Below are 1,902 nucleotides of genomic sequence, written 5' to 3'. Positions count from 1 at the left end.
GGTATACATGGCGTATGCCTGTCTTCCTTTTAAACTGTACGGATTTGCTTTGGAGCAAAGACAGTTAAGAAATTGCTCATCACATGAGCGGCATGATCCATAATCTTCATAGCATAAATCATGGTATTTACAGCAGCAGTCTACATCATTTACAGGACATCCGGGACCACTGCATCCGGGACCACACCATTTATAGCCAGGGAAGAGGCAGGGCGTTGCTTTCCGTTTGTTCGGAACAGACATAATCATACATCCTTTTCAATAGTCTCTTTACATTAAATGTAAAAAAGAGAAAAGAGACAGGGACAAACACCTTGCAGCAGCAGCCTAATTTTCATGAATTTCTATCTAATCGATAAATGCGTCATTCATCCGCATTAGTAGTTTGCCAAACAGCTCCTTTTCTTCATTTGACCATTTTTTTAACATACTATGATAGCGTTCAAGGCGCATTTGCTTATCAGTTTGCAGCATTTGTTTTCCACGTGGTGTGATGTCAAATAAGCTGACGCGTCCATCCGAAGGATCAGAAGAGCGGGAAATAAACTTTTTATTTTCTAAAGCAGCAGCTTGTCTAGACAAAGTTGAAATGTCGAGTTTAAATGCTTCTGCTAGCTCTTTTACACGAGCTGGTCCAAATTCATCTAATTKCCGCAATAATAAATAAGCTGATCTTTCTAGATTTCCTATTTTACTTTCAGAATTATCAAGATAGACGGCTCGTCTAATAAAGGTAGTAAGTTCATATTCAATCAATTCAATTGAATTTTTTTCTTGCATTATAATCTCTCCTTACAAAATCATTCATTGACAAAGAAATATATACTTGTATAATACAAATGTATATATAGTTGTATAGTACAAGTAAAAGTAGGTAAAGTAAAGGATGTTTATATAGTTAAATGTTAGACAACATGACAAAATAAAGAGAGGAGGACAGCTGTTCTTTATCTATAGGACAGCGACCTATAATGAAAGTGATACGAATCATTTTACAAATTGCGATTCTTTATGCTTTTTCTATGATTGGCGAAGCCGTTCATCACATGCTTCACCTGCCTATTCCAGGCAGTATTATAGGCTTAATTTTAATGCTCATTTGCTTAACGTGCAAAGTTGTTCCCATCAAGGTGATTGAAGACGGAGCAAGTTTCTTGTTATCTTTTTTACCTTTATTATTTATACCAGCTATGGCGGGAGTGATGAATTATCCTTCGCTTCTTTCAAGTAGCGGAGCGATTTTGTTTTTAATTATTGTGCTTAGTACAATCATTACGATGGCTGCCGCGGGGGCTGCCAGTCAACTTTTAGAAAAGAAAGCGAACAAACGAAAGGAGAAACAACAGTGCAAGAACTCTTTATCGCGCTCTTTATAATTATAGCAACAGTTGCTCTGTATCTAGTCATGGCGAAAGTATACGTACGGTTCTCCTACCCAATTCTTATTCCAGTGTTAACTACAACCGTATTCGTTATTCTTCTTTTGCTTGCTTTTCATATTTCTTATGACGAATATATGATTGGAGGCAAATGGATTAATTCACTTTTGGGGCCAGCGGTTGTTGCATTAGCGTATCCACTGTATAAACAGCGTGAGATGCTAGTGAAATACAGCATTCCTATTATTGGAGGAGTGTTTGTAGGATTATTTGCAGGCATGATTAGCGGACTTGTGTTCGCTGAAGTATTCGGCATTGATCGAAGCCTGATTTTATCTATTGTTCCTAAGTCTATTACCACTCCCGTTGCAATTCAAATTGCCACGGGACTAGGAGGGGTGCCATCCATGACTGTGGTATTTGTTATGATTGCAGGCTTTTCGGGAGTAATTCTTGGACCTTTACTTTTAAAGTGGATTCGTATTAAAAGTTCTTTAGGAAAAGGAATTGCCCTAGGCAGCGC

Annotated in this window: 4 protein-coding genes; 2 read left to right on the top strand and 2 right to left on the bottom strand. The window is 37.9% G+C overall.

What is annotated here, in order from left to right:
- On the bottom strand, positions 1-243 hold a 243-nt coding region (locus AC1DRF_RS25420), incomplete at its 3' end, for a hypothetical protein (protein ID WP_477742005.1).
- 105 nt (positions 244-348) lie between these two features.
- The gene (locus AC1DRF_RS25415) at positions 349-780 is read right to left on the bottom strand and encodes a MarR family winged helix-turn-helix transcriptional regulator (RefSeq protein WP_477742004.1); all 432 of its coding nucleotides are present in this window, start codon (positions 778-780) and stop codon (positions 349-351) included.
- A gap of 191 nt (positions 781-971) precedes the next feature.
- Between AC1DRF_RS25415 and AC1DRF_RS25410 the strand changes: the two genes are divergently transcribed.
- On the top strand, positions 972-1,376 hold the full coding sequence (locus tag AC1DRF_RS25410) for a CidA/LrgA family protein (RefSeq protein ID WP_043982144.1): 405 nt from the start codon (positions 972-974) through the stop codon (positions 1,374-1,376).
- Positions 1,346-1,902 (top strand): LrgB family protein (locus AC1DRF_RS25405; protein WP_477742003.1); only part of this gene is annotated, 557 nt, incomplete at its 3' end. The genes AC1DRF_RS25410 and AC1DRF_RS25405, both read left to right, overlap by 31 nt.

Source organism: Priestia sp. P5_B4 (genome assembly GCF_056400385.1).
This window is presented reverse-complemented; position numbering and strand designations above follow the sequence as displayed.

Coding starts and splice junctions, on each gene's coding strand:
- AC1DRF_RS25410 (WP_043982144.1), top strand. CDS start 972: ATGAAAGTGATACGAATCATTTTACAAATTGCGATTCTTTATGCTTTT.